Source organism: Dictyobacter arantiisoli (assembly GCF_008326305.1).
Taxonomy (GTDB): domain Bacteria; phylum Chloroflexota; class Ktedonobacteria; order Ktedonobacterales; family Ktedonobacteraceae; genus Dictyobacter; species Dictyobacter arantiisoli.
This window is the reverse complement of sequence record NZ_BIXY01000160.1, coordinates 1-6,102: the sequence shown is the minus strand read 5'-3', so window position 1 is coordinate 6,102 and position 6,102 is coordinate 1. Positions and strand designations below refer to the sequence as shown.

The following is a 6,102-nucleotide window of genomic DNA, read 5'->3' as shown; positions in this document are numbered from 1 at the left end:
AATTGGTCACTGACTTCCCACGGTTTGGTTCGGGCCATCTTGGTTTCTCCTTTGCTTGGGGGATTCGTGTTCCTTTCCTTGTTCTTGATTCTATCATCTCCTTCCACGTTTTCGGATAAGTTCTGAAGGGTGGCTCCTACGGATGCATCGGCGTTCCCCATGCTCCCTCTTTCCATTCATTTGTTGGAGTAGGTGGACGTCGGGCCGCACTACCATTCCCTTCATGATTCTCCTTGCTTAAGCGCTATTGCCCCTAAAGGGTGGCCTCTAGGGGATGAACATGGAGCGTTTTTCGCGGGTGCAACGGCGCGCCTGGTGCCAGTTGAAGAGGTAGGCCAGCAGGAGATAGGCCAGCAGGAAGTTACGAAGCGAGGAGACAGCAAAGAAGCCAGCGGGTATTTTGATATGCTGCGAGTCGATGATTTGCGAGTAGAAAATGGCGTAGATAAGGGTGGTTAAGAGAGAGATGGTTCCCCAGATGATGAGCCAGAAGCGGTTAAAGGCTCCAGAATAGGCCAGAAGGGGGATAAGCCAGATGAGATATTGGGGACTGAAGACTTTGCCGGTGGTGATGAAGAGGAGGGTAAGGGCGATGACGGTCTGGGTCATATCCAATCGTCGTTGCCATTGGAGCCAGAAGATAGCAATCACTCCAAAGACAAAGAGGACGGTCATGAGCGGCGAGACGATACTACTGATACTGGTGTAGATGTTGACCGAGCCGTAGTCATAGACGATCTGCCAGGATAATCCTCCCAAATGCGCGACCCAGAACAGACTGGCGGCCAGCGATTCACTTTGTATGGGCCGTTTCAGGAAGTAATAGAGTTGGCTGACAACGGCATTTTGAAAATCGGCCAGCGCGAATAAAGCGGTCACGGCGATGATGATCGCGCTGAAAAGCAGGCCGTTGCGCCATTGCCAGCGAAAACAGCTCTGTAGCGTACGCCAGAGTTGTTGTGGTGTTCTGGAGATACGCCCATCCGTTGGACATTGCATACCCTGCTGACTCTGTTGCTCAGCGATAAAGAGGACCGGGGCCAGCAGGAGTGGATAGATTTTGAGCAGGACACCGAAGGCAAGGGCAATATAGGCGGTGGTCCAGCGACGTTTGCGGGCCGCGATAACGCTCAGTAAAGTAAGCACGGCAGGCAGCAAATCATAGCGCACCGTAACGAGCGCGCACCCTCCCACAACCATATAGAAAATATAGGTTTCCGCGCTCCCTTTCAGTCCTTCGCGGCGAATCACAAAGTAGGTGTAGAGAACAAGCGCCGCCATGATGAAGGCAAAAGTCGCTTGATACCACGTTAAAGGGAGGAAGAGCGGCAACGAAAAGACCGTCAGGGTCAGTGGTGGATATTCCTGTGGTAACATCTGAAAAGCACTATAGACCTGTTTTATGATCAAGAATTGACATTGGGTACTGGGTAAGAGATGCGTCGCCTGACTCCCTAACCAGAAGGTCAGAGCATAGCATTGATAACGAGCAGGGTCAGTGGTGGCCCAGATGCTTTGCGCGGCTCCGACCACAAATAAAAGGAATGCTATCAATGTAGCAAACCATGGATTTTGAAGCGTCTCTATGGAAAGTATTTGGTTGGTTGATAGTATTGATTTCTGCGTGTTTCCTCGCTTAATCTCTTTATGCAGCAAAGGAGTATACATCCTCTCATAATGTGTCATTGGCTGAGATTTTCGTGGTGTGCTCTAATCTCGAACAGCATACCACATCCGAGCTTGCTATACTCAAGACGTGTGAAGTGAAAGCCTAGTAACGATTCTCGATACGTATCTGCCAGAGACATGCTCCATCCCAACCAGGCTATATGATTTTTCACACAGAGCGTGTCAGTCTCCCGTGGTCTCCACGGTCTCTGTGCATGCGTTTTCGCACCTACTGCTCTGTCAAGCTTCATTTGAAACGCCGCCTTCGGCGGCAGTGGAGAGGGAAAAAATTGGGGGCACAGCCCCCAAGCCCCCAGTCAAGGGGCTGCCGCCCCATAGGTGCGAACGTAAGGCTTTACAAGCGGGATTGCAAAGGGCGGCCAGCCCTTTGCCGGGGTTTGGGGTGTCCCCAAATACCCCTTTTTCTTCTTTTCTTCGCCGCCGCGCGCGGCGGCGAGAGGGAGGTGAGAGATCGGGGCACAGCCCCGAACCCCAGGTTAAGGGTTGCACCCTTAACAATCCCGCTTACGTTCGCACCTATGGGGCTGCCGCCCCTTGCATCCCCGCTCTGGTCCCTTCAAATGAACTTTGTCAGAGCACTATGTTGGTAGGCATTAATGGGTAGTAATGGTCCAGACGGCCTGGGTATGAGCACCCTCGGGTATGATTGCGTCCTGCTCACTGCTCGGATCGACAGAAAGTGGCAGGACGATGCTGAAAATACTGCCCTGTCCGGGTACCGTCTGCACCTCAATATGTCCACCGTGGCGCTCCACAATCTTTTTCGCGATAAAGAGTCCCAATCCCAGCCCGGTGCGCGCGCCAGATTGTACCGCAACATTGGGCGCGCGATAAAACTGCTCAAAGATATGTGGGAGTTCCTCTTCAGGCATACCAATACCTACATCGTGGACGGACACGATCACCTCATAGCCGGATTGTTGGACTGTAATCGTAATCGGTGCGCCCGGCGATGAGAACTTACGCGCATTCGAGAGCAAATTGATCATAACCTGTGTGAAACGATTACGATCAATATCGGCCTCAAGCGGAGCACCAATAAGCTCACCATGGAGCGTCAGGATTGAGCGACTTGTATATTCATCCAATAACGTCCGGCAGAGTTCAACCAGATCGGTACGTTGCCGTTTGAGCACAAAGAGATTCGTCTCCATCAGGGAGATATCCAGCAGATCCTCGATCAACAACTCGGTACGCGCGATCGAACGCTCCATATCCACCAGTCCCTGATGGACCATCGTCGTGGCATCTCCGCGTTCAAGTTGTCGGCGCATCAACTGCGTCATTCCTTTGATATTCAAGAGTGGAGACTTCAGTTCCTGCGACACAATATTCAGGAATTTATCTTTGGTAGCATTGGCCGTGACCAGTTCACTCGTGCGCCGCTCAACCAGGCGTTCAAGCGTTTTAGCATGCAGAGCCAGCGCCAACTGCTGTTCCGTCACTTTCCGCCGCAACTGGCGAGTCTGCATTGCGCGTTGTAGCGAGTTCACAAACGCATCGCGATCAATTGGTTTAAGGATATAATCGTAGGCCCCGCCACGGATCGCCTTGATAGCCAATCCATGATCTCCATGGCCGGTAATCAACACCACTGGAGTATCAGGCCGAACCTCATGGATCAGTGTCAACAGTTCAATGCCATCCATACCCGGCATTTTAACATCGCTCACAATCGCATCATAGTCATGTTCTTTGATCAATGCCAACGCCTGCTGAGCCGACTCGGCCGTCTCAACCTGCACATCCTTCATACGCAAATCAACCACTTGCGGCAAAGCCTGCAAGAGAGAAGGATCATCATCGACAATCAAAATTGGTGAAACGTTGTTTTCTTCATCCATAGTACCAAGCCTATCCTAGCCGTTTTTATATAATACGAAAGACGGGATTAATTTGTTTCGTTAAATTTTCTCCTCAATAGATATATTCTTCCTTCTACCTCTTTTATCCGCCCCGATGCTTGCTTAAAATCAAAGGCACACGCTTGCCTGTCCCGGCGCAGTGCCATCCTAACTATTTTTCCTCTCATCAAAAGTACTGTTTTGCCAATGATTTAGACTCAACTACCCTGGTAGCGTTTAAATAGAGAGTGCAGAGAGAAAGAATAAAGCCCGACCGCAAAGGATCGGGTCTTCAGAAATGGATCATTAGCGACATGCGCATGGATGACAATGGCGGTGATGAAACCGTTTGTGGCAGGTGTGGCGATAATAAGTAAGGGGCGGGCGGTACCTGTAACCGAAACTGGATGAGGGAACGTTGCGTGGGATACCGAGCAGGGAGGCGAGGAGCTTGATGAGTGGTGTGGCGATGGGCGTGCCGAGTCCGGTGGTGGCATCCCAGCCTGGCGCGGCAGCATAGCCAGGGACGCGCAGCATCATACCCAGCAGAGCAAGGATGAAGTCGTTGTTACCAACGGTGATGTCGCGCAATACTCGATGATAGGTCGGCCCTTCAACGAGCTGATAGAGGATGGGATTAATGAAGCCAAGCCGTCTCCCGGCAAGCTGATTGCCGAGCGCGACCAGAGCGGCCCATTGAGGTGTGCCAGCACTGGTACCTCCGATAGGAACAATCAAGGTTTTGCCTTTAACGATAGTGACGACGACCGGGAAACCTACAGTGGGATCTGCATTATAGGCGACGTCCGGTATGCCACGCGTGGGACCAATCGTACGAGCAAAGTTCTTCTGATATCCAGGCCGCGCAAAGATACGGCTGAATCCTCCTCCGGTCGCTCCATATCTATTACTCCATACAGTCTCTTTGGATCCTCGTCCATTCATGAGGATGTCCAGTGTAGTTCCGCCAACACTGGTGACGAGCGGATCGCTGGCTGGATATTCAACGCCGGGAGCAATAGCGACAACTTTCTTGGGAGTGCCGATATAAATAGGTTCCACGACTCCCCGGTCACCCGATGAGGCGAAGACAGTGATACCACGAGCACGAGCCTGGACAAAGAGGGCATGTTCCTTTTCCACCGCCCCCTCCGGGGCACCCGTTTCGGGAAAACCAAAGCTCTGCGAGAGCACGCCGCCCCTGTTCTGCTGAATAGCGTACCGGGTGGCGTTATAGAGATCCCCATAGCTTTGAGTGCGACTGAGCACCAGATCAATCCTGGCGGCGGGCGCGATAGCGTGGGCCCATTCCACATCCAGATTGATCTCATCGGCGCTGATCACCTGCGCTGGATCTTTGGGATCAAAGGGCACCAAACCATTGGGCGCGTGGATCGTGAGGACGGGATCGGGTAATCCAAAGAGCTGATCAAAAAGATGCAGATCATGGCGAAGATTGGGACTTTGAAAGAAGTCGATAATGACGATTGTTTGTCCTTTGCCGGTAATACCAGCTTTGAGTAACGGGGCGATATGATATGCCTCCCGAATTTGAGCAGGCGAGTAACAGCGAGGGACCTTGACGCTAGACAGACAGGCGGGCCGTCCCAGAAGCGCCGGGATAGCATCTTTATAGTAAGGAATAGCATGCACCGACGATACAGGCTGCTGGAGATGTATCTTTACCGGGACCGGGGCGGAGGTAAGCGGTAGACCGTGCTGAACCAGCCCAGATGCTCTGGCAGGGATGCTCAAAAGGAGCAGTCCCGCCAGTAACCAACCGGCTGAAATGGATAGCATAACGACCAGCATCAGAAATGTGCGAACTGATTTTTTCACGATCTCTACCCCCAACAGTCCAATTCATCGTTATCACTCAGTGCTCGATAGATGCCCTACTGGCATCATGCCAGTGATCCTCTCGAGAAGTATAGATCGAACAATATATAATGACATCCACCGAAAGAACGATCTTTCAACAATGCCCGCAATACATCTCAAACTCCAATTTATGAAATAGTATGAAATATAGAAAAACGTAGGCGCGACACGCAGCGCCACCTACTCCAACAAATGAGGGGAAAGAGGAAGACAACCCAGAGAAAAAGGAGGCACCCTTTGTTGACAGCACCGGGGTGCAGCTGCCATCTGAAGAGGGAGTGCACCCCAATACCGCTTCAATAAGGAGAATGGGGAATGCCGATGCATCCGTAGATGCCACCCTTCACGGGTGGAGGGGAATGGCCATTGCGCCCCAAAGCTGCACCAGAGCAGGCGGGAAGGAGAGCCAGTGCGAGAGGGTCGTGGCCCTCCACCCGTGAAGGGTGGCATCTACGGATGGCTCCTCTCGCCTTCATTCCTCTTCATGAAGCGGTAGGGTAGTGCACCCAAAAAAACGCTTGCAAGCACGCCAGGATCCGTACCCAGACTCCGTCAGCAGGCAGGGTGTATGGTTTTCCGTCATCGAGACCTGAGCGTGAGTGCCCTCATCGTACCTGTTCAGGTTGTCCGCAAAAAAGCTGAACAAGAAAAGCGATAAGCTGAGCAAGAAAGGACGAAAAAGGATGAG

General features: G+C 52.2%; 3 protein-coding genes. All 3 read right to left on the bottom strand.

Annotated features, from left to right (window positions below; genetic code table 11):
• Positions 1 to 267: 267 nt before the first annotated feature.
• The 3 genes from F1593_RS27005 to F1593_RS26995 all read right to left on the bottom strand — a co-directional run bounded on the left by F1593_RS27005 (position 268) and on the right by F1593_RS26995 (position 5,372).
• Positions 268 to 1,554, bottom strand: a complete 1,287-nt coding sequence (locus F1593_RS27005; RefSeq protein WP_172632497.1) for a glycosyltransferase family protein — start codon at positions 1,552 to 1,554, stop codon at positions 268 to 270.
• Positions 1,555 to 2,282: 728 nt separating this feature from the next.
• Positions 2,283 to 3,533, bottom strand: a complete 1,251-nt coding sequence (locus F1593_RS27000) for a hybrid sensor histidine kinase/response regulator (protein ID WP_149404657.1) — start codon at positions 3,531 to 3,533, stop codon at positions 2,283 to 2,285.
• A gap of 306 nt (positions 3,534 to 3,839) precedes the next feature.
• Positions 3,840 to 5,372 carry a S53 family peptidase gene (locus tag F1593_RS26995; protein WP_149404656.1) on the bottom strand — a complete coding sequence of 511 codons (1,533 nt, stop codon included), beginning with the start codon at positions 5,370 to 5,372 and terminating at the stop codon, positions 3,840 to 3,842.
• Between the last annotated feature and the right edge of the window lie 730 nt (positions 5,373 to 6,102).